This window comes from Ottowia sp. (assembly GCF_035325765.1).
Lineage (GTDB): Bacteria > Pseudomonadota > Gammaproteobacteria > Burkholderiales > Burkholderiaceae_C > Ottowia.
Genome location: NZ_DAOKZG010000004.1, coordinates 33,371 through 53,427 on the forward strand (window position 1 = coordinate 33,371; position 20,057 = coordinate 53,427).

Genomic DNA, 20,057 nt, shown 5'->3' on the forward strand with positions numbered 1-20,057 from the left:
CGCCGCGGCGAGCGGTGCAGTCTGGCCATGGACGACCGGCAACTGCTGCGCTACTCGCGCCATGTGCTGCTGGAGGAGATCGGCATCGAAGGCCAGCAGCGCCTGCTGGCCGCGCACGCCCTGATCCTGGGCGCTGGCGGCCTGGGCTCGCCGGCCGCGCTCTACCTGGCGGCGGCCGGCGTGGGGCAGCTGACCCTGGTCGACGATGACGCGGTCGACCTCACCAACCTGCAGCGCCAGATCGCGCACACCGAGGCACGCGTCGGCCAGCCCAAGGTCGAGTCGGCGCGCCAGGCGCTGGTGGCGCTGAATCCGGAGGTGCGCATCCACGCCGTGGCGCGGCGCGGGGACGCCACGCTGCTCGACACGCTGGTGCCCGGCGCCGACGTGGTGCTCGACTGCGGCGACAACTACACGAGCCGCCACGCCCTCAACGCAGCCTGCGTGCGCCACCGCGTGCCGCTGGTGTCGGGTGCGGCACTGCGCTTCGACGGCCAGGTCTCGGTGTACGACCCGCGCCGCGCCGACTCACCCTGCTATGCCTGCGTGTTTCCGCCCGAACAGGCGGTGGAGGACGTGGCCTGCGCGACCATGGGCGTGCTGGCGCCGCTGGTGGGCCTGGTCGGCTCGCTGCAGGCGATGGAAGCCATCAAGCTGCTGTGCGGGATCGGCCAGCCGCTGGTGGGGCGCCTGCTGCTGATCGACGGCCTGCATGGCGACTTCAGCACGGTGCGACTGGCACGCGACCCGGCCTGTCCGGTGTGCGCCCGAGCGCACGTCACCCCAGCCTGAACAGGCGTGGGCCAGGCGCCGGTGGCGTGCGAGGCCCTGGAAAGAGGGGGCGCACCCAGTGGGCCGCAGGATGACCCTGGCCGCGAGCTTTCCGACGGGCGTGCTCCGCGGCCCTTGCACGCGCTGCGCCTGATGCGCCGCAGGTGGCGCGCCGTGCCCGGCAAGAAGGGCGAATCCACGCGCTCTGCGCGGATGACGGCGCATGACCCCTGCCGCCTGCGCGGCTTCCCCGATGCGCGAACCTTGGTGCGCGATGGGCCTGACCAGGGCCAGTGCTTCACGCTGCCAGGTGCTCCTGGCGCGGCGCGCGAGGGGTTCTGTTCCGCATTGCCTTAGCGTGGGTCCTGGATGGTCGGCGCCTGCCCTTGCGGCCAGGAGCCGGTGGCCGGCGCCGGGAGCGGCTGCGAGAAGCGGGGCAGCCCCGGAAACGGCTGCACGACGGGTGGCCGCACGATCGGCGGCCGCACGATCGGAGGACGCACCATGGGCGGGCGCACCTGCCCGTGGTCCCAGGGGCGTGGCGGATCCCAGCGTCGCACGATCGGCGGGCGCACGACGACGATTTCGGGCGGCGGCGCCTGCCCGCAGGCCAGCGCCGCGTTGGCGCGCGCGGTGCGGATCTCCTCCTCGCTCGCCGTCCGGCTGGCAGCGCGAAAAGTCGCTTCCTGGCGTGCTGCGCGACAGGCATCGGATTCGACGGGCGACGGCGGCGGGCGCAGCGCTTCGGCATAGCGCTCCTCCTCCAGCCGCAGGCGTTCGCGCTCCAGCGCCTGCTCGCGCTGCTGCAGGGCACGTTCGCGCGCGGCGTCGGCGCGCCGCGCGTCCGCCTCGATCTGCTCGGGCGTGCGGGCCGGCACCACGGCCTCGCCGCCCTTGCAGGGCTGGTCGGTATAGAGCACGCGGCCGGTGGCCGGATCGGGGCACTTGAAGGCCTGCGCCCAAGCTCCCAGCGGCAGGCCCAGCATCAGGACAATGGCTATTCGGTTCATGAGGGCAGGCGGGTGAAGGTGGCGGCAGGACGCCATCATGCCCAATCAGGCGCGCGCGTGCTGACGTAGGATCGCGCCATGCGGATTCCGTCCTATCTGCTGCGCCTGCTGCCCTTCCTGCGCTGGCCGCGACCGTCGGCCGGCCTGCTGCGCAGCGAGGCCATGGCCGGACTGACGGTGGGCCTGATGGTGATCCCGCAGGGCGTGGCCTACGCCCAGCTCGCCGGCATGCCGCTGGTCACCGGCATCTACGCCTCCTTCCTGCCGGCGCTGGCGGCGGTGCTGTTCTCGGCCTCGGCGCGCCTGTCGGTGGGTCCGGTGGCGCTCACCAGCCTGCTGATCGGCGCCTCGCTGCTGCCACTGGCCGAACCGGGCAGCGCCGAATGGGTGATGCTGGCGGTCTGGCTGGCGCTGCTGTCGGGCGCCCTGCAGGTGGTGCTGGGCCTGGCGCGCTTCGGCTGGCTGATGAACCTGGTCAACGCGCCGGTGCTGATGGCCTTCACGCAGGGCGCGGCGGTGCTGATCATCCTGTCGCAGCTGCGTGCCCTGCTGGGCATCCAGGGCGACTGGCCTGCGCTGCTGGCAGCGCCCGCGTTGCATTGGGGGGCCTGCGCGTTCGGGCTCGTCGCCCTGGTGCTGTTGTGGCTGGCGCGGCGCTGGCGCCCCGACCTGCCGACCATCCTGGTGGTGGTGCTGGCCAGCTCCGGCCTGAGCTGGCTGCTCGGCTTCGAGCAGTCAGGTGGGCGCGTCGTCGGGGCCTTGCCGGCCGGCATGCCCAGCCTTTACTGGCCCGGCTGGCCCGGCCTGCACGCGCTCGGCCAGCTGGTGCTGCCGGTGCTGGTGATCACGCTGGTCAGCTTCCTGGAGACCGCGGCCAGCGCCAAGGTCGACAACGAACGCAAGGGCGAACGCTGGGACCAGGACCAGGATCTGATCGGCCAGGGGCTGGCCAAGATCGTCTCGGGCCTGTCCGGCGCCTTCGCCACCAGTTCCTCGTTTTCGCGTTCGGCGCTCAACCTCTACGCCGGCGCCCAGACCGGCTGGGCCACCATCTTCTCGGTCGTGGTCGTGTGGCTGGCGCTGCTGTTCTTCCTGCCGCTGCTGCAGCAGGTGCCGCAGGCCGTGCTCGCGGCCATCGTCGTTGTGGCGGTGCTGAACCTGATCAAGCCGCGTGAGTTCACGCGCCTGTGGCGCATCTCGCGCGTCGAGGCGGTGATCGCGATCCTGACCTTCGCCATCACCATCGTCACCGCGCCGCAGCTCTACTGGGGCGTGCTCTCGGGCATGCTGATGGCCTTGTCGCACTTCCTCTACCAGCGCCTGCACCCGCGCATCATCGAGGTCGGCCTGCACCCCGACGGCACCCTGCGCGACCGCCGGCGCTGGCAGCTGCCGGTGCTGGCAGCCGACACGCTGGCGCTGCGCATGGACGCCGAACTCGATTTCGCCAGCGCCGCGGCGTTCGAGCGCGCGGTGGTCGAATACCTGGCCGAGCATCCGCAAACACGCCAGGTGTGCCTGATCGCCCAGCCCATCAATCGCATCGACGCCACCGGCGTCGAAGTGTTCGCCCGCGTGCTGGCGCAGTTGCAGTCGCGCGGCATCCCCCTGCTGATCAGTGGCCTGAAGCTGCCGGTGGAACACGCCCTGCACGCCGCCAGCCTGCTGACGGCCGAAGACGACAGCCCGCGCCTGTACCGGACGGACGCCGAGGTGCTGGCGCTGCTGCGCGCGGCGGACGAACCCTAGGAGCTTGGGCGGCAGAAGGGGGCGTGTTTCACTTCAGCTGCTCCACCGCGCTTCGCGCCACCCGCGTCGCATGAAACGCCACACCTCCAAGGGCCGCGGAGCAGGCCAGGCAGGGGCACCCGTGGCCGGGGTCTCCCTGGACACTGGGTGCGTCCCCCTTGCAGGGGGATGGAGCGCAGCGACATAGGGGGTGTTTCATCCTAGGCGTGGCCGAGGATGTTGGCCGTGGCCATCAGCTCTTCCAGCAACGCCATCGACACCTGGCCCGAGACGCTGTAGGGGTCGAGCTCCGCGCGCTCGGAGTACTTGAGCAGCACGCTGGCGTTGATGCGGCCGACGTCGACCAGGCCCATGGTCCAGCCGCCAAAGCGGCGCTCCAGGATTTCCTCGTAGTGCAGCAGCAGCAGGTCGGTGTGCCTCGGGTCGCGCCCAATCGTCCCGTAGAGGTCGCTGATGACCTGCCGACCACCCTCGATGGCCTGCATGAAGATGCCGCCGCCGTAGACCAGGATGCCGGTCACGCCGTGTTCGTGATTGTGCCGGCGGGCGGTCTCCAGGATGGCCTGGATGGCGGCGGGCGAGGTGTCGACCGCGCGGCTGGCGTAAAGCAGTCGGACCAGCATGGTCAGGATTTCCGAGGAATGAGGGACAGGAATTCGCGCCGCAGGTTGGCGTCCTTGAGGAACACGCCACGCATCACCGAGTTCATCATCTTGCTGCCGGTGTCCTTGACGCCGCGCCAGGCCATGCAGAAGTGCGAGGCCTGCATCACCAGCGCCAGCCCGTCGGGCTTGGTCTTGTGCTGGATCAGGTCGGCCAGTTGCACCACCGCCTCCTCCTGGATCTGCGGCCGGCTCATGATCCACTCGGCCAGGCGCGCGTACTTGGACAGGCCGATCACGTTGGTGTGCTCGTTGGGCATGATGCCGATCCAGAGCTGGCCCATGATCGGCACCAGGTGGTGGCTGCAGGCCGAGCGCACGGTGATCGGGCCGACGATCATCAGCTCGTTGAGGTGCTCGGCGTTCGGAAACTCGGTGATCGCCGGCGGCTTGTGGTAGCGTCCCTTGAACACCTCGTTCAGGTACATCCGGGCCACGCGCCGTGCGGTATTGGCGGTGTTGTGATCCGCGCGCGTGTCGATCACCAGGCTGTCGAGCACGCCCTGCATCTTGCCGGTGACCTCGGTCAGCAACTGGTCAAGCTCGCCCGGCTCGATGAAGTCGGCAATGTTGTCATTGGCGTTGAAGCGCTGGCCGGCGGCGCGGATGCGCTCGCGGATCTTCACCGAAACGGGCGTGCCCTCGTCGCTGGCGACGACGGGCGTGGCGGTGTCGGGCTGGATTTTCATCATGCGTGGCGCATGGTAGCAGCATGCCCGCAGCCGCGCTCGCGCCCCTGCGGTGCGCCGCCGACGCCGTGAGCGCTGGGCGCGATCGAAGCGGCCAGACTCAAGGTCCATGCGGCTTTCGTGAAGACGGCAAGCGGTCAACTGCCGTTTTCGGGTTCAGTCTGCTGGCGAGCGACGGCCGGATGCTGGGGGTGCCGCGCAGTCGCGAGCATTTCATCGGCATCTCCCGCAGTTCCCTGTCCTTGGGCGGCACGCACCACGCACCCGCGCCCGGGCCGGCCCGGCAGCCGGGCATTGCAGACACTGGCAAGCGTCGCCACGCCGGCGACTTGGTGCCGCGTCGCCCCGGTGTCGGGGCGGCCCGTCTACCCGGCCAGATAGGACAGATCGACCGCCGACCCGAGCTGGAATTCGGCGATCAGGGGCAGGTGGTCCGACATGCGCCGCCACACGCGGCCGCGCGGCGCCGCCAGGCTGATCGGCTGCAGGCCCCGCGCATAGATCTGGTCCAGCTGGGCCACCGGAAAGCGCGACGGATAAGTGAGCGCGCGCGGTCCCTCCCAGGTCTGCAGGGCGTCGCGGCGCAGCAGGCTGCGCACGCGCGTGCCCCAGTCATTGAAATCGCCGGCCACCAGCAGCGGCGCCGTGCGCGGCACCTCGCGCCGGATGTAGCGGCGCAGCTGGATCGCCTGGCGAAAGCGGCTCGCCGGAATCAGCCCGAAGTGCACCACGATGACGTGCACCACCATGCCCAGTGCCTGCAACTGCACGTGCAGCAGGCCGCGCTGCTCGAAGCGGTGGTCCGACATGTCCTGATGCCGGTAGCTGATGATCGGCCAACGCGACAGCAGCGCATTGCCGTGTTCCCCGTAGCGGGTGAAGGCATTGGTGTGATAGACGGCCTCGTAGCCTTCCGGCGCCAGGAAGTCGGCCTGCGGCAGCGCCGGCCAGCGCGTGAAGTACGCCGCCTCGCGTCGGTTCTCGGCGCGCACCTCCTGCAGGCAGACGATGTCGGCGTCCAGCGTCTCCACCGCCAGCGCCAGGTTGTGGATCTCCAGTCGCCGGGCCGGGCCGATGCCCTGCACGCCCTTGTGGATGTTGTAGGTGGCGACGCGCAGGATCGAACTGTCGGGCAGCCAGATGCCGCCCTCGCCCCCTGGATGTGCCGCCGCGGCGTGCACCGCGGAACCCGCGCTCATGCCGTCACTCCGGCCGCGAAGCGCGGCAGCAGCAGGCAGGCCTCGGCGTTGGACGGCGAAAAGCAGCGGTCGGCCGCCTCGCGCCAGGGCAGCCAGACACAGGCGCTGTGCTCGCGTGGATTGAGCTGTGCCACCGCTCCACGGGGCACGCGCAGGCCGTACACATGCTCGATGTTGCGTGTCACGCCCGGCGCATAGCGGGCCCGCCAGTGCGGGTAGATGTCGAATTCATTGGTCAGCCCCCAGTCACGCAGGTCAAAGCCGGGCGCGTCCGCATCGAAACCGGTCTCCTCGCGCACCTCGCGCGCAGCGGTGTGCGCCAGCGGTTCGTCCAGCGCCTTGCGGCTGCCGGTCACCGACTGCCAGTACTCGCCCTGCACGTCGGCGCGCCGCAACAGCAGCACCTCGAGCGCAGGGTTGTGGATCACCACCAGAACCGACTCCGGGATCTTGAATTTCACGTTGGACCTCCGACGCCTTGGCTGGATGGATGCGGGCGACCGCGGGTTCCCCTCAATGGCTCATTGCCCCGCTTGGCATACTCCAGGCAAGGCCGCGACCGCTACGGCGCGCCATGCGACGCCAGAAGCCGCGCCGCTGGCGCCGCCATCATGTACATGCGTCCCAGGCGACCAAGATCAAGAGCCCCATGCGGGCGCCACGGCAGGTGCGTGCACCCAAAACCGTTTTGCTCAGTCGGTGCGAATGGGTCCGGCCTGGCCGGAAGGGCCGACAGGACCTGTCCGGTGAAGACGCAAGGCACAACCGTGGATCGGGCAGCGGCGAGCATCTGCAACGCAGCGCGGAGGGATCCTGGCGGTCAAGGCGGGCATGCCGGACTCGTTCACACCTCTATCAACCCAAAAGCGGCAGTTGGACGCGCTCTCACCCAACAGGTGGAGGTGATCGAAGCAGCGGAAGTCGAGGTTCATGCGGCTCTCGTGAAAAAGGCAAGCGGTCAACTGCCGTTTTTAGGCTCAAAGCAGCTGGCGCAACACGGCACGCAGCAGCGGCCGCGCACGCCGAACCATCAGCCAGCCCGACCACGCGCGCAGGCCCAGGCCCATCACCAGGCGCGGACGCACCACAGCGGCGCCAGCCAGGGCAGCCGCCAGCACCAGCCAGACGCCCGGGTGCTCGCGCACCCGATCCACGCCGCCGCGCACGCGGTCGGCCGCACGCAGGGCCGGATTCAACACCTGGGTGCGCACCCGCAACTGCTCGCGCAGCTGTGCCGAACGCAGCAGCAATTGCTCGCGCCGCGCCGCCAGCTCGGCGGCCGATGAGGGATCGGGTCGGTTCATGAGCGCAGGCGCTCCTGGTCGCGCCGCAATTCGTCGACGCTCGAGCGAAACAGGCGCACGCCGCGCTGCAGGCCACGCCAGACGAGCAGCGCCAGCACCGTGCCGCCCCCCAGGAACAGTGCCGTGAACACCCCCAGTACCAACAGGCGCTCGGAATCCCACAGCAGCACGGTGCAGAACACCGCCAGGAACACCAGGCCGAAGCCCAGCAGCACCGCCGCCAGCACGCCCTGCAGTGCCAGCGTCGCCAGACGCGCGATGTCCTCGCGCGCCTCGATCGCCAGCAGTTCGAGCCGGACCTGAACCAGCTCCAGCAGGTCGGCCAGCAAGCCGCGCAGGCGCGCGGCGCTGCCTTCGGCGGCCGGTTTCACATTGCCCGCGCGGCTCAGCGGCGGCCGAGCAGCACGCCGATCAGCATGCCCACCGCTGCGGCCGCGCCGATCGACGACCAGGGATTCTCGTGCACGTAGTCGTCGGTGGCATTGGCGGCGCGTCGGGCACTGGCGCGCAGCGCGGCGTCGGCATCGGCCAGCTTGTCGCGCGCCACCGCCAGGTTCTTGCGGGCGCGCGCACGCAGGTCGGCGATCCGGCTGTCGGTTTCGCCCGCCGTCGCCGCCAGCAGATCCTCCGCATCCGAGATCACGCGGCGCAGGTTGGCCACCAGTTCATCCTTGCTCTCGAGGGCCGTCTCGGCCATTTCGGAAATCGTTGGCATCAGCGCATCTCCTTGACAAAAATCCATCGTAGCAGAGCCCGGGCCGACACGGCCGCCTTCAAGCCGGCTGCGGATTGCGCAGGCGAATGTGCAGCTCGCGCAGCTGCTTCTCATCGACCGCGCTGGGTGCCTGGGTCAGCAGGTCCTGCGCGCGTTGCGTCTTCGGGAAGGCGATCACGTCGCGGATCGACTCGGCTCCGGTCATCAGGGTGACCAGCCGGTCCAGGCCGAAGGCCAGGCCGCCATGGGGCGGCGCGCCGTACTGCAGGGCATCGAGCAGGAAGCCGAACTTGGCGCGCGCGTCCTCGGGCGTGATGCGCAGCGCCGCGAACACCTTGGACTGCACCTCGGCGCGGTGGATGCGCACCGAGCCGCCGCCCAGTTCCCAGCCGTTGAGCACCATGTCGTAGGCCTTGGCCAGGCAGCGCCCGGGGTCGGAGTCCATGTAGTCCTCGTGCCCGTCCTTGGGCGCGGTGAACGGGTGGTGCACGGCGCTCCAGCGTTGCTCGCCGTCGTCCCACTCGAACATCGGGAAGTCGACCACCCACAGCGGCGCCCAGCGCTCCTCGAACAGCCCCGTCTTGCGGCCGAACTCGCTCAGACCGATCTTCAGGCGCAGCGCGCCGATGGCGTCGTTCACCACGCGCGCCTTGTCCGCGCCGAAGAACAGGATGTCGCCATCCTGCGCGCCGCTGCGCTCGAGGATGGCGGCAATGGCTGCATCGTGCAGGTTCTTGACGATCGGCGACTGCAGGCCCTCGCGCCCCTTCCCGACTTCGTTGACCTTGATCCAGGCCAGGCCCTTGGCACCGTAGATCTTGACGAAATCGGTGTAGCCGTCGATCTCGCCACGGCTGATGGCCCCGCCGCCAGGCACGCGCAGCGCCACCACGCGACCGCCCGGGCTGGTGGCCGGAGCGCTGAAGACCTTGAAATCCACGTCCGTCATCACGTCGGTCAGCTCGGTCAGCTCGAGCCTGACGCGCAGGTCCGGCTTGTCCGAACCGAAACGGTACATCGCCTCGGCGTGCGCCATCACCGGAAACGCGCCCAGATCCACCCCCAGGGCCTGCTGGAACACCTCACGGATCATGCGCTCGAACAGCGCGCGGATCTCCTCCTCGCTCATGAACGAGGTCTCGCAGTCGATCTGGGTGAACTCGGGCTGGCGGTCGGCGCGCAGGTCTTCGTCGCGAAAGCACTTGGTGATCTGGTAGTAACGGTCGAAGCCCGACACCATCAGGAGCTGCTTGAACAGCTGCGGCGACTGCGGCAGCGCGAAGAACAGGCCATCGTGGACGCGGCTGGGCACCAGGTAGTCGCGCGCTCCCTCGGGCGTGCTGCGCGTCAGCATCGGCGTCTCGATGTCGATGAAGCCCTCGCCGTCCAGGAAGCGCCGCACCGCCATCGCGACCTGGTAGCGCAGCCGCAGGTTGCGCTGCATCACCGGGCGGCGCAGGTCGAGCACCCGGTGCGTCAGGCGCGTGGTCTCCGACAGGTTGTCGTCATCGAGCTGGAACGGCGGCGTGACCGACGGGTTGAGGACCACCAGCTCCTGGCACAGCACCTCCACCTGGCCGCTGGTGAGCTGATCGTTGGCCGTGCCCTCGGGCCGCGCACGCACCAGGCCCTTGACCTGGATGCAGAACTCGCCGCGCAGCTCCTCGGCCAGCTTGAACATCTCCGGCCGGTCGGGATCGCAGACCACCTGCACGTAACCCTCGCGGTCGCGCAGGTCGACGAAGATCACGCCCCCATGGTCGCGTCGCCGATTGACCCATCCGCACAGGCTCACGGACTGACCGATCAGGGCCTCGGTCACCAGACCGCAGTAATGGGAACGCAGGGAAGACATGTGGAGATTCGCTTTCGGTTCGTCAGGATTCGGGCAGCGCCGGCGCGCCGGCCCCGGCGCGGCTTTCGGCCTCACCCAGACGGGCCCCGGACGGGCGCTCGGGCGGCGCCACCACGCCCATAGAAATCACGTACTTGAGCGCCTCGTCGACGCTCATCGCGAGCGGCACCACGTCGCCGCGCGGCACCATCAGGAAGAAGCCGGACGTCGGGTTGGGCGTCGTCGGCACGTAGACGCTGATGAAGTCGCCGCTGAGGTGGGCGGCCACCTCGCCGCTCGGCTTGCCGGTCAGGAAGGCAATCGTCCAGGCACCCTGGCGCGGGTACTGAATCAGCACGGCCTGCGAGAACGCCTGGCCGTTGCCGGAAAACAGCGTGTCGGAAACCTGCTTGACGCTCGAATAGATGCTGCGCACCACCGGGATGCGCGTCATGAGCCGGTCCCACTGGCGCAGCGACCACTGGCCGAACATGTTGGCCACGAACAGGCCGGTGCCGAGCAGCACGAACACCACCAGGATCACGCCCAGGCCGGGAATGTGGCGCAGCGAATTGGCCAGCGGCTGCAGCGGCGGCGCCATCGCCTCGAAGGCCGCCAGCACGCCCAGGAAGATGCCGTCCAGGATCCCGATCAGCCACAGCAGCACCCACACCGTCACGCCCACCGGCAACCACACCAGCAGGCCGGTGATGAAGTACTGGCGCAAGCGGGACATCATGGGCGCGCAAGCGGCGACGATCAGTGGCCAGTGGAACCGCCGCTGTGCGCCGGCGGCGCCGCGGGGGCCGCACTGGCTGGCGCGGGCGCGGGGGACGGACTGGCGGCAGCTGCCGTGGACGGTGCCGCGGGCGCGGCGGCACCGCCGTCAGCGCCCGCTGCCGACTCCCCCGCGCTCGGGCTCCCAGTGCCCTCGTTGCGGAAATCGGTGACGTACCAGCCCGTGCCCTTGAGCTGGAAGCTCGCCGCGGTCACCTGCTTGTGGAACGCCGGTTCGCCGCAGGACGGGCAGACCGAGAGTGGAGCGTCGGACAACTTCTGCAGGACATCCTTGGCAAATCCGCAAGACGCGCACTTGTATGCATAAATGGGCATGGCCACACGATCCGAAACTGACGCAAAACTTGCAATTATCCTGGATTCGACAGCCGGATGCGCGTATCAGGGTCGCCATCGACGCGCCGGGCAGGGCAAACACCGCGACGCCAGGGGTGCCCGCGGTCCTCCGGGCTGCGCCATCGGGTGCAGCCGCTGGCCGCGCCCCGCAGGGGGGCAAGCGCGGCACAAGGCACCGCAACAGCCTGGGCGCGCGCATTTGCAACCGGGCAGGAATGCGCGGCGCAGGGGGCCTGGCATGAGGGATTCGCGGGCACGCGCCTTCTCAGCGCGCCGCGCCCGCGTAATGCATCGGGTGTCCCTTGTGATCGGGCAGCCACTGCGGTGCCAGCGAGCCGAACACCATGCCGGCGATGGCGGCCAGCACGCCGGCGAGCTGCTGCGGGAACGCCTCGTTCAGCACCGGGCTGGCCGCGAACCAGAGCCAGACGCCGATGCCCAGCGCCACCGCCAGCAAGGCGCCCTGGGTGGTGGCGCGCTTCCAGTAGACACCGAAGGCGAGCGGCACGAAGGCGCCCACCAGCGGTACCTGGTAGGCGCCCGACACCAGTTCGTAGATGGACGAACCTTCCATCGTGATCGAATACACCAGCACGCACAGGGTGAACACCAGCACGCTGACGCGCATCGCCTTGAGCGTCTCGGCGTCGCTCATGCCGGGGCGCAGGTTGCGCAGGATGTTCTCGACGAAGGTGGTCGACGGCGCCAGCATGGTGGCCGAGGCGGTGGACATGATGGCCGACAGCAGCGCGCCGAAGAAGGCCACCTGCAGCGCCACCGGCATGTGGTCCAGCACCAGCCGCGGCAGCACCTTCTGCGGATCGTCAGCCAGCAGCTCGGACGTGCCCGGCATGATGATCAGTCCGGCAATCACGATGAACATCGGCACGAAGGCGAAGCCGATGTAGAGCAGGCCCCCGATCACCGGCCCCTTGCGCGCGGTATCGGCATTGTTCGACGACATCACGCGCTGGAACACGTCCTGCTGCGGGATCGAACCCAGCATCATGGTGATGGCCGCAGCGAAAAAGAAGGTCCAGTCCTTCACCCCGCCGGAAGGAAAGAAGTTGAAGCGTCCCTCGCGCGAGGCAACCTCGATCACGTGCCCGGCGCCGCCCGCCATGCCGGCCGCGTACCACGCGATCAGCAGCAGGCCGGCGACGATCACGATCATCTGCACGAAATCCGTGAGCGCCACCGACCACATGCCGCCATACAGCGTGTAGACCAGCACGATCACGGTGCCGATCACCATGCCCCAGGCCACCGGGATGGCGCCCTGGCTGAGCAGGTTGAACACCAGGCCCAGCGCCGTCACCTGGGCCCCGACCCAGCCCAGGTAGCTGAAGATGATGATGCTCGAGCACAGCACCTCGATGGCGCGACCGAAGCGCCGGCGGTAGTAGTCGCCGATGGTGATGATGTTCATCGCATACAGCTTGCGCGCGAAGAACAGGCCGACCAGCACCAGGCACATGCCGGCGCCGAACGGATCCTCCACCGTGCCGCCCAGGCCCTCCTTCACGAACTGGCCGGGCGCGCCCAGCACCGATTCCGAGCCGAACCAGGTGGCAAACGTGGTTGCCACCACCACCGCCAGCGGCAGGCTGCGCCCCGCCACAGCGTAGTCGGCGGTGTTGCGCACCCGCGTGGCCGCGTACAGGCCGATGGCGATCGACGCCAGCAGGTACAAGGCGATGAAGCTGACCAGCATGAACCCTCCCCCAGCCGGGCTGAAATCAGAAAAAACAAACGCGCGATTGTCGCTGGTTCCGGGCGCCTTTTTCACGCGGCAGCGTTCGCCCGTCCGGGCGATGCGAACTGCGCCGGCTCGATCTCCCGCGCCTCGCACGGAATGACGCGCGACGGCCGGCTGGCGCGCACCGGCGCGCGGGAGGAGGGTCAGAACACGCGGACGCGCACGATCACCTGCATCACCAGCAGGCCGAGCAGGAAGCCGACGCCGCCCCAGATCAGCGCCTGCAGCAGGCGATTCGTGCGCCGCTGCTCGGCCAGCAGCTGCAGCATCTGGCGCTGCGCCTCGTCGCCGCCGTCGCGGCGCAGGTATTCGTGCAGCAGGCGCGGCAGCTCGGGCAGCATGCGCGCGTAGTACGGCGCCTGGGTCTTCATCTCGTGCCACAGGCGCCTGGGCCCGACCTGCTCGAGCATCCACTGCTCGAGGAACGGCTTGGCCGTGCTCCAGAGATCGAGCTCGGGGTCGAGCTGCCGCCCCAGACCCTCGATGTTCAGCAGCGTCTTCTGCAGCAGCACCAGCTGCGGCTGGATCTCGACATTGAAGCGACGCGAGGTCTGGAACAGCCGCATCAGCACCATGCCCAGCGAGATCTGCTTGAGCGGTCGGTCGAAATAGGGCTCGCAGACGCTGCGGATCGCCGACTCCAGCTCGTCGACGCGCGTGCCCGGCGGCACCCAGCCACTCTCCAGGTGCAGCTCGGCCACGCGCTTGTAGTCGCGCCGGAAGAAGGCGGTGAAGTTCTGCGCCAGATACTCCTTGTCGGAGCTGGTGAGCGTGCCGACGATGCCGAAGTCCAGCGAGATGTAGCGCCCGAAGGTTTCCGGCTCGACGCTCACCATGATGTTGCCCGGGTGCATGTCGGCGTGGAAGAAGCCGTCGCGAAACACCTGGGTGAAGAAGATCGTGACGCCATCGCGCGCCAGCTTCGGAATGTCGATGCCGGCCTCGCGCAGGCGTTCGACCTGGCCGATCGGAATGCCACGCATGCGCTCCATCACGATCACGTCGGGGCGGCACAGGTCCCAGAACATCTCCGGGATCAGCACCAGCCCCAGCCCCGTCATGTTGCGCCGCAGCTGCGCCGCGCTGGCCGCCTCGCGCACCAGATCCAGCTCGTCGTGCAGGTACTTGTCGAATTCGGCCACGACCTCGCGCGGCTTCAGGCGCTTGCCATCGGCCGACAGGCGCTCGACCCAGCGCGCCATCATGCGGATCAGCTCCAGGTCCTTCTCGATCACGCGCAGCATGCCGGGGCGCAGCACCTTCACCGCGACCTCGCGCTCGCGCCCCTGCTCGTCCACCAGGGTGGCGAAATGCACCTGGGCGATCGAGGCGCTGGCCACCGGCTCGCGCTCGAAGTGGGTGAACAGCTCGCTCACTGGCTTGCGGAAGGCGCGCTCGATGGTCGCGATCGCGATCTCGCCCGGGAACGGCGGCACGCGGTCCTGCAGCAGCGCCAGCTCGTCGGCGATGTCCGGCGGCAGCAGGTCGCGCCGCGTCGACAGCACCTGGCCGAACTTGACGAAGATCGGGCCGAGTTGCTGCAGCGCCTCGCGCAGGCGCTGGCCGCGCGGCGCCGACAGATCGCGCCCGATCGAGGCGATGCGCGCCAGCGCGCGCAGCCAGGGCTTCTGGAAGCTGTTCAGCACCAGCTCGTCCAGCCCGTGGCGCAAGGCCACCCAGGCGATGGTGGTGGCGCGCAACAGGCGCTTCATCGGGGCGCGGGCCGATCGCGCGTCGGCAGCCTGCCGACAAACTGGCGCAGGCCGCGCGCCAGCGTGCGACCCAGCTCGGCCAGCGCATGCGCGGGCGCATCCCCCACCAGTCGTGCCAGGTCCTCCTCGGCGTCCCAGCGCACGTTGTCGATCAGCCAGTTGACCTCGGCGGCGAGCTGCCCGTCGCCTTCGATGCGCACGGCGGGCCGCTCGCCACGCAGTGCATCCTGCGCCAGCGCGAGCGGCGAGGCGTCGGTCACGGTCAGCAGCAGGTCGTGTTCGGCCACCGGCGCCCGCTCGCACAGCCCGGCCGGCGTGATCGCGAGCTGCAGCGCCGCAGCGCCCCATTGCACCCGCACCACCTGGCCCTGCTGGCGCGCCAGGCGAGCCTGCGCCTCGGGCTCCTGCATCAGCACGTGATTGAGGAACAGCACCAGCCGATGCTGCAATTCGTCGGTCAGCCAGGCTGGCGGCTTCAGGCTGTCGGCCAGCTTGTCGAGGGCGTCGCCCAGAAAGGAAAACGGGGACTGTGTTGCCATGTCCCCGGATTATGAGTCACCGCCTGGAGCGAACCGCCCCCGTGACTGCACTCGCTGCGCGATGTTTCACCTCCACCCTCAAGGGCGAGCACCCAGTGGCCAGGGAGACCCTGGCGCCGGGTGCCCCGCCTGGCCTGCTCCGTGGCCATCGGCGCAGGCTCGTTTCACGCGCCGCGGTTGGCGCAAGACGCGGTGGGGCGCTGATGCCGTTCGCGCTCAAGAAGATGAAAGCTGACGCCGGCATGACGGAATGACTTTCACTGTCATTCGAGCGCAGCGAAGTCCCTTCGTCATTTTGAAAGCGAACCCGCGTGAGGTGCCTCACCCCCTTCTCCCTTGAAGGGGGCGACGCCGACGCACGTCACAAGCGCGGGTCTGGCGCGCGCCGCGGCGGCCTGCTCCACGGCCCTGGGGCTGCGCTGAGCAGCCGTCGAATCGGGCGAATGACGAGCCGAACCTGCCGCGCCTCGACGGGGCGCCCGTCGTGTCGCCGTGCCGGCGCCAGCCGGCGCATGGCGTCATTGCAGCGACTGCACCCCGGCGACCAGCCAGCCACCACGGCTGGACCTGGGCTTGGTCATGTTCCAGACCTCGCGGAAGGGGTTCGGCCCGGCCGAGACGTCCTCGCGCATCATGCCGCTGAACTCGACGCTGGCCATGTACAGGTCGTCCAGCTCCTCGATGCCGAGCAACTGGGCGTCCAGCACCATGACCTCGGTCTCGTTGGCCTGGCCCGGTGCATCGCGCTCGCGTTCGGCCAGTTGTGCCTGGATCTCGCCCAGCATCTCGTCGGTCATCATGGCGCGCAGGGTCGGGATGTCGCCCTGGTCCCAGGCCTTTTGCAGGCTCACGAAGTTGCGCTTGGCCGCCTCGGTGAAACCGACCACGTCGAAACCGGCCGGGATGCCCCAGCCTTGCGCGCCCTGCAGGGCCGATCCGATGAGCGAGCCACCGCCGTCGAACGCGGCCCCCTGGGCCTCCCAGGGACGCGCCGAGGCGTCGTTGCCGACCTTGGTCGGGTTGTACTGGCGTGGCAGCAGGGAATCGCCGACGCTGGCGCCCGCGCCCTGATAGGCCATGGCGCCGCCGGCACGCGGGCGTCGCAGCATGCGCACCACCGCCAGCCCCGCGAGCACCAGCAGGCCGATCAGCAGCAAGTTAGCGAACTCCGCGCCAAGGCCCAGGGCATTGGCCAGCCAGGCCAGGCCCAGGCCGGCCGCCAGACCGCCGAGCATGCCGGCCCAGGGCTTGCGTGCGGCGCCGGCCGCAGCGCCCTTCGCGCCAGCGGCCGCAGCCGCGTTTGCCGGCTGCGCGGGTGCTGCCGGCGGCGTGGCCTGGCGCTGCGTGACGTTGCTCGACTGGCGGCCGAATGATTTACCGCCGCCCAGGCGCCTGGCCTCGGCTTCGAAGCTGGTAACACCCACCAGCAGCAGCGCCAGCAGGAAAGTGAAGAAGGCCGAAGCCAGGCGACTCGATTTCATCCGAGGTGATCTCCCAGGGTCAGATGGATGGAACAAGACAGGATAAATGTAACTGCAAACCGGAACCGGGGCTATGTGCACTTGACGCCGACATGCAGCGCCACCACGCCACCCGCCAGGTTGTGGAAATCCACGTGCCCGAAACCATTGAGCTTCATCAGGGCACGGAGTTCCTCCTGCCCGGGGTGCATGCGGATCGATTCGGCCAGATAACGGTAACTGTCGGCATCGCCGGCCACCAGGCGGCCCAGTCGCGGCAGCACCTGGAACGAGTACAGGTCGTAGGCGCGGCGCAGCGGGCGCGCGACCTGGGAGAACTCGAGCACCAGCAGGCGGCCGCCGGGCTTCAGCACCCGTGCCATCTCGCGCAGCGCCATGTCCTTGTGCGTCATGTTGCGCAGGCCGAAGGCGACGCTGACGAGGTCGAAATGGCCATCCGGGAACGGCAGCCGCTCGGCATCGCACACCACCGTCGGCAGGATCACGCCGGCATCCAGCAGGCGGTCGCGCCCGGTGCGCAGCATGGCCTCGTTGATGTCGGTGTGCACCACCTGGCCGGCCGGCCCCACCCGGCGCGCGAACGCCCGCGCCAGATCGCCCGTGCCGGCGGCGATGTCCAGCACCCGCTGGCCGGGCTGGACATTGGCCACCATCACGGCGTAACGCTTCCAGAGCCGATGCAGGCCGCCTGACATCAGGTCGTTCATCAGGTCGTAGCGCGCGGCCACCGAGTCGAACACGCCGCGGACGCGCCGCGCCTTGTCGTGCTCGTCGACCGATTCGTAGCCGAAATGGGTGGTGGCCATGGGTGGGAGTGGGGAACGACTTGCGCGGACGCCCGCGATGTCCACCCGATTCTACCGGCTCAGACGAATGCCGGGGCCGCCGAAACTGGGTATTTTGCTATGAAATCAATAGTTTTCATCAGCGCTGCTTGCGTGCCGTGAAAGCCTTGGGCGGCGGCACCGAACGGCCCGACGGCTTGTCGCGGTCGACCCCGGCGGCCGCCAGCCGCGCCTCGTATTCACGCCACAGCTGGTCCTGCTGCGACCCCAGGTAGTACAGGTATTCCCACGTGTAGATGCCGCTGTCGTGGCCATCCGAGAAGGTCGGCTGCACGGCATAGGTGCCGACCGAGGCCAGCGCGGTGATCTGCACCTCGCGCTTGCCGGTCTGCAGCACCTCCTGGCCGGGCCCATGGCCCTGCACCTCGGCCGAGGGCGAATACACCCGCAGCAGCTCGAAGGGCAGCCGATGCACCACGCCACCGGGCCAGGTCAGTTCGAGTACCCGGGACTTGGCGTGCAGGACGATCGATTCGGGCGGGGCAGTCGGCGCGGTGGTCATGGCGAAATCGGAATACAGGTTGGCGATGCGAAATGCCCATTGTGCCCGGCGCCTGCGCCCACGACCCCATCCTGCCCGCAAGTCCCTGTCGCGACACTTCCCATCTCCTTATACTGCGCGCTCCCGGCCCCCGAGCACGCCATGAACAGCCCTGCCCTGCAACGCGCCGTCTTCCTGCTGCTGCTGGCCGGGGTGACGGCGGCCTTCTGCTGGATCGTCGCGCCGTTCTTCGGTGCCGTGTTCTGGGCCATGGTGCTGGCGCTGATGTTCATGCCGCTGCAGCGGCGCCTGCGCCTGTGGCTGCGTGGACGCGACACCCTGGCGGCGCTGGCCACCCTGCTGATCTGCCTGCTGATCGTGCTGGTGCCGCTGGGCTTCATCGTCGGCTCGATGGTGGACGAGGCGGCCAGCTTCAGCCAGCGCGTGCGCTCGGGCGAACTCGACCTGCGCGCCTACTTCCAGCAGGTCATCGATGCGCTGCCGGCCTGGCTGCACGGCCTGCTGGGGCGCTTTGGCCTGGCCAGCCTGACGGACGTGGCCGCCAAGTTGTCGACCGCACTGGCGCAGGGCGGGCAGGCGCTCGCGGGGCACGCCCTGGAAATCGGCCAGAACACGCTGCTGCTGCTGGTCAACCTGGGCATCATGCTCTACCTGCTGTTCTTCTTCCTGCGCGACGGACGCGAGCTGGCGCTGCAGATCAGGCGCGCCATCCCGATGCAGGCCGAGCACACCAGCTACCTGTTGCACAAGTTCGCCACCGTCGTGCGCGCCACCATCAAGGGCACGGTGGTCGTGGCGCTGGTGCAGGGCGTGCTGGGCGGCCTGGCATTTGCCGTGCTCGGCATTCGCGGTGCCGTGCTGTGGGGCACGGCGATGGCCGTTCTGTCGCTGCTGCCGGCAGTGGGCGCGGCCCTGATCTGGGCGCCGGTGGCGATCTACCTGCTGGCCAGCGGCGCGCCCGCCGCCGGCATCGGCCTGGCAGTCTGGGGCGCCGGCGTGATGGGCATGGTGGACAACATCCTGCGCCCGATCCTGGTGGGCAAGGAAACCAAGCTGCCCGACTTCCTGGTGCTGCTCTCCACCATCGGCGGCATCTCGATCTTCGGCGTCAACGGTTTCGTCATCGGCCCCGCCATCGCGGCCCTGTTCGTGGCCGCCTGGGCGCTGTTCAGCGTGGCCGAGGACGAGAGACGGGGCGACCCCGCCGCCCCATCGCCGCCACCCCGAGCGCACGCGAGGTCGGGCCCGGACGAAGGTTGAAGGCCTTTCAGCGCCTGTCCGTCCAGTGTCGAACGCGATCGAAGCGAGGGATCCGACGCCGGCGCCCGCTTGATGATGCGCCCGTCAGTGACGTGATGAGCGCGCCAGGCAAGGGGGGAGCACCGCGGCTCCAAGGGCGCCTGCGCGCCTCTGGACAGCGCGAACGGCTGCGACCTCCGGCCGGAGCGCGCCCTGCAAGGGTGGGGGAGCCGCGCGTTCCCGTGCGCCAGGGCGAGCCGCGCGCCAGGGCGCGACCTGCGCGGTGCTGGCGAACGCGTAGCGCTCTCGCCCAACAGGTGGAGGTGATCGAAGCCGCGCAAGTCAAGGTTCATGCGGCTCTCGTGAAGAAGGCAAGCGGTCAACTGCCGTTTCTGGGATCAGTCAAGCAGCTTCTTCAGTGCCGCCAATTCTTCACTGGCAGTCTTCGCCATCAATTCGATCTGCCGGGCAGCCTCCTGGACAGCGCCGCGATCGGCGTCGAAGGTCCTGGTGGCCTGTTCGACCTGCGCCTTCAGGAGCGGGTCGCTTTCGATCAGGCGCTTGACGGCGGCCGTCTTCAGCACGGCGGTGAACGCAGCACGGTCGGCGGCCGACGCCTCACCGGCGCTGGCGGCGCGCTCGGAAGCTGCCTTCAGACCCGCGAGCGCGTCCTGCGCCACGGCCTCGAACCCGTCGCTGCCGGGCGAGCGCACGGCCTCGCCACCGGCCCTCGACTCGGGCGCGTCGGGCACGAGCAGCACGGTGCCGGCCGGGATCCGGTCGAAATCGACATGGGGGTTGAGCGCCTTCACGCGCTCGAACATGGCCGAGGCGTCGGCCGCGAGACCGAACAGGTCCCTGGCCAGCCCCTGCGGATCCAGCGGCTGCCGGATGACGATGACGCGCATGATGA

General features: G+C 69.3%; 21 protein-coding genes. 3 read left to right on the plus strand and 18 right to left on the minus strand.

The genetic code is table 11. The annotated features are described in order from the left end of the window. The first annotated feature begins 27 nt into the window (after positions 1–27). Entirely contained in the window at positions 28–792 is a 765-nt protein-coding gene (moeB, locus tag PKA16_RS02670) for a molybdopterin-synthase adenylyltransferase MoeB (RefSeq protein ID WP_324400131.1), read from the plus strand. Between the two features lie 332 nt (positions 793–1,124). Here the strand turns inward: moeB and PKA16_RS02675 are convergent, their stop codons facing one another. Then, entirely contained in the window at positions 1,125–1,781 is a 657-nt protein-coding gene (locus PKA16_RS02675; RefSeq protein ID WP_324400133.1) for a DUF4124 domain-containing protein, read from the minus strand. A 78-nt stretch (positions 1,782–1,859) separates the two neighbouring features. On the opposite strand from PKA16_RS02675, the gene PKA16_RS02680 reads away from it, so the two are divergent. Next, positions 1,860–3,530, plus strand: coding sequence for a SulP family inorganic anion transporter (locus PKA16_RS02680; RefSeq protein WP_324400135.1), 1,671 nt, complete (start codon positions 1,860–1,862; stop codon positions 3,528–3,530). Positions 3,531–3,730: 200 nt separating this feature from the next. Here the strand turns inward: PKA16_RS02680 and PKA16_RS02685 are convergent, their stop codons facing one another. The 16 genes from PKA16_RS02685 to PKA16_RS02760 all read right to left on the minus strand — a co-directional run bounded on the left by PKA16_RS02685 (position 3,731) and on the right by PKA16_RS02760 (position 17,905). Beyond that, a complete protein-coding gene (locus PKA16_RS02685) occupies positions 3,731–4,153 on the minus strand; it encodes a BLUF domain-containing protein (protein WP_324400136.1) in 423 nt (140 codons plus the stop codon). A gap of 2 nt (positions 4,154–4,155) precedes the next feature. Then, on the minus strand, positions 4,156–4,881 hold the full coding sequence (gene folE, locus PKA16_RS02690; protein ID WP_324400317.1) for a GTP cyclohydrolase I: 726 nt from the start codon (positions 4,879–4,881) through the stop codon (positions 4,156–4,158). Positions 4,882–5,246: 365 nt separating this feature from the next. Next, positions 5,247–6,080 carry an endonuclease/exonuclease/phosphatase family protein gene (locus tag PKA16_RS02695; protein ID WP_324400139.1) on the minus strand — a complete coding sequence of 278 codons (834 nt, stop codon included), beginning with the start codon at positions 6,078–6,080 and terminating at the stop codon, positions 5,247–5,249. Next, positions 6,077–6,541 carry a dihydroneopterin triphosphate diphosphatase gene (gene nudB, locus PKA16_RS02700; protein WP_324400141.1) on the minus strand — a complete coding sequence of 155 codons (465 nt, stop codon included), beginning with the start codon at positions 6,539–6,541 and terminating at the stop codon, positions 6,077–6,079. Before nudB ends, PKA16_RS02695 begins: the two co-directional genes overlap by 4 nt. A gap of 516 nt (positions 6,542–7,057) precedes the next feature. Continuing rightward, positions 7,058–7,384: a YqjK family protein gene (locus PKA16_RS02705; RefSeq protein WP_324400143.1), complete on the minus strand. Its 327-nt coding sequence runs from the start codon at positions 7,382–7,384 to the stop codon at positions 7,058–7,060. After that, the gene (locus PKA16_RS02710) at positions 7,381–7,755 is read right to left on the minus strand and encodes a phage holin family protein (protein WP_324400145.1); all 375 of its coding nucleotides are present in this window, start codon (positions 7,753–7,755) and stop codon (positions 7,381–7,383) included. The genes PKA16_RS02705 and PKA16_RS02710 overlap by 4 nt, the downstream gene beginning before the upstream one ends. A 14-nt stretch (positions 7,756–7,769) precedes the next feature. After that, on the minus strand, positions 7,770–8,099 hold the full coding sequence (locus tag PKA16_RS02715; RefSeq protein WP_324400147.1) for a DUF883 family protein: 330 nt from the start codon (positions 8,097–8,099) through the stop codon (positions 7,770–7,772). A gap of 58 nt (positions 8,100–8,157) precedes the next feature. Further along, positions 8,158–9,954, minus strand: coding sequence for an aspartate--tRNA ligase (gene aspS / locus PKA16_RS02720; RefSeq protein ID WP_324400149.1), 1,797 nt, complete (start codon positions 9,952–9,954; stop codon positions 8,158–8,160). A 22-nt stretch (positions 9,955–9,976) separates the two neighbouring features. Continuing rightward, positions 9,977–10,672, minus strand: a complete 696-nt coding sequence (locus PKA16_RS02725) for a DUF502 domain-containing protein (protein WP_324400150.1) — start codon at positions 10,670–10,672, stop codon at positions 9,977–9,979. A gap of 20 nt (positions 10,673–10,692) precedes the next feature. Next, a complete protein-coding gene (locus tag PKA16_RS02730; protein ID WP_324400152.1) occupies positions 10,693–11,046 on the minus strand; it encodes an FmdB family zinc ribbon protein in 354 nt (117 codons plus the stop codon). A 286-nt stretch (positions 11,047–11,332) separates the two neighbouring features. Beyond that, positions 11,333–12,781: a sodium:solute symporter family protein gene (locus PKA16_RS02735; protein WP_324400154.1), complete on the minus strand. Its 1,449-nt coding sequence runs from the start codon at positions 12,779–12,781 to the stop codon at positions 11,333–11,335. Positions 12,782–12,969: 188 nt separating this feature from the next. Further along, positions 12,970–14,538: a ubiquinone biosynthesis regulatory protein kinase UbiB gene (ubiB, locus tag PKA16_RS02740; RefSeq protein ID WP_324400156.1), complete on the minus strand. Its 1,569-nt coding sequence runs from the start codon at positions 14,536–14,538 to the stop codon at positions 12,970–12,972. Further along, entirely contained in the window at positions 14,535–15,077 is a 543-nt protein-coding gene (locus PKA16_RS02745) for a hypothetical protein (RefSeq protein WP_324400158.1), read from the minus strand. Before PKA16_RS02745 ends, ubiB begins: the two co-directional genes overlap by 4 nt. Before the next feature lie 518 nt (positions 15,078–15,595). Next, complete coding sequence (locus tag PKA16_RS02750; protein ID WP_324400160.1) at positions 15,596–16,558, minus strand: Tim44-like domain-containing protein; 963 nt, start codon at positions 16,556–16,558, stop codon at positions 15,596–15,598. A 71-nt stretch (positions 16,559–16,629) separates the two neighbouring features. After that, a complete protein-coding gene (ubiE, locus tag PKA16_RS02755) occupies positions 16,630–17,364 on the minus strand; it encodes a bifunctional demethylmenaquinone methyltransferase/2-methoxy-6-polyprenyl-1,4-benzoquinol methylase UbiE (protein ID WP_324400162.1) in 735 nt (244 codons plus the stop codon). Between the two features lie 118 nt (positions 17,365–17,482). After that, on the minus strand, positions 17,483–17,905 hold the full coding sequence (locus tag PKA16_RS02760; RefSeq protein WP_324400164.1) for a DUF971 domain-containing protein: 423 nt from the start codon (positions 17,903–17,905) through the stop codon (positions 17,483–17,485). A 141-nt stretch (positions 17,906–18,046) separates the two neighbouring features. On the opposite strand from PKA16_RS02760, the gene PKA16_RS02765 reads away from it, so the two are divergent. Next, positions 18,047–19,165, plus strand: a complete 1,119-nt coding sequence (locus PKA16_RS02765; RefSeq protein WP_324400166.1) for an AI-2E family transporter — start codon at positions 18,047–18,049, stop codon at positions 19,163–19,165. A 377-nt stretch (positions 19,166–19,542) separates the two neighbouring features. On the opposite strand, the gene PKA16_RS02770 is transcribed toward PKA16_RS02765, so the two are convergent. Further along, positions 19,543–20,052, minus strand: a complete 510-nt coding sequence (locus tag PKA16_RS02770) for a hypothetical protein (protein WP_324400168.1) — start codon at positions 20,050–20,052, stop codon at positions 19,543–19,545. Positions 20,053–20,057: the final 5 nt, after the last annotated feature.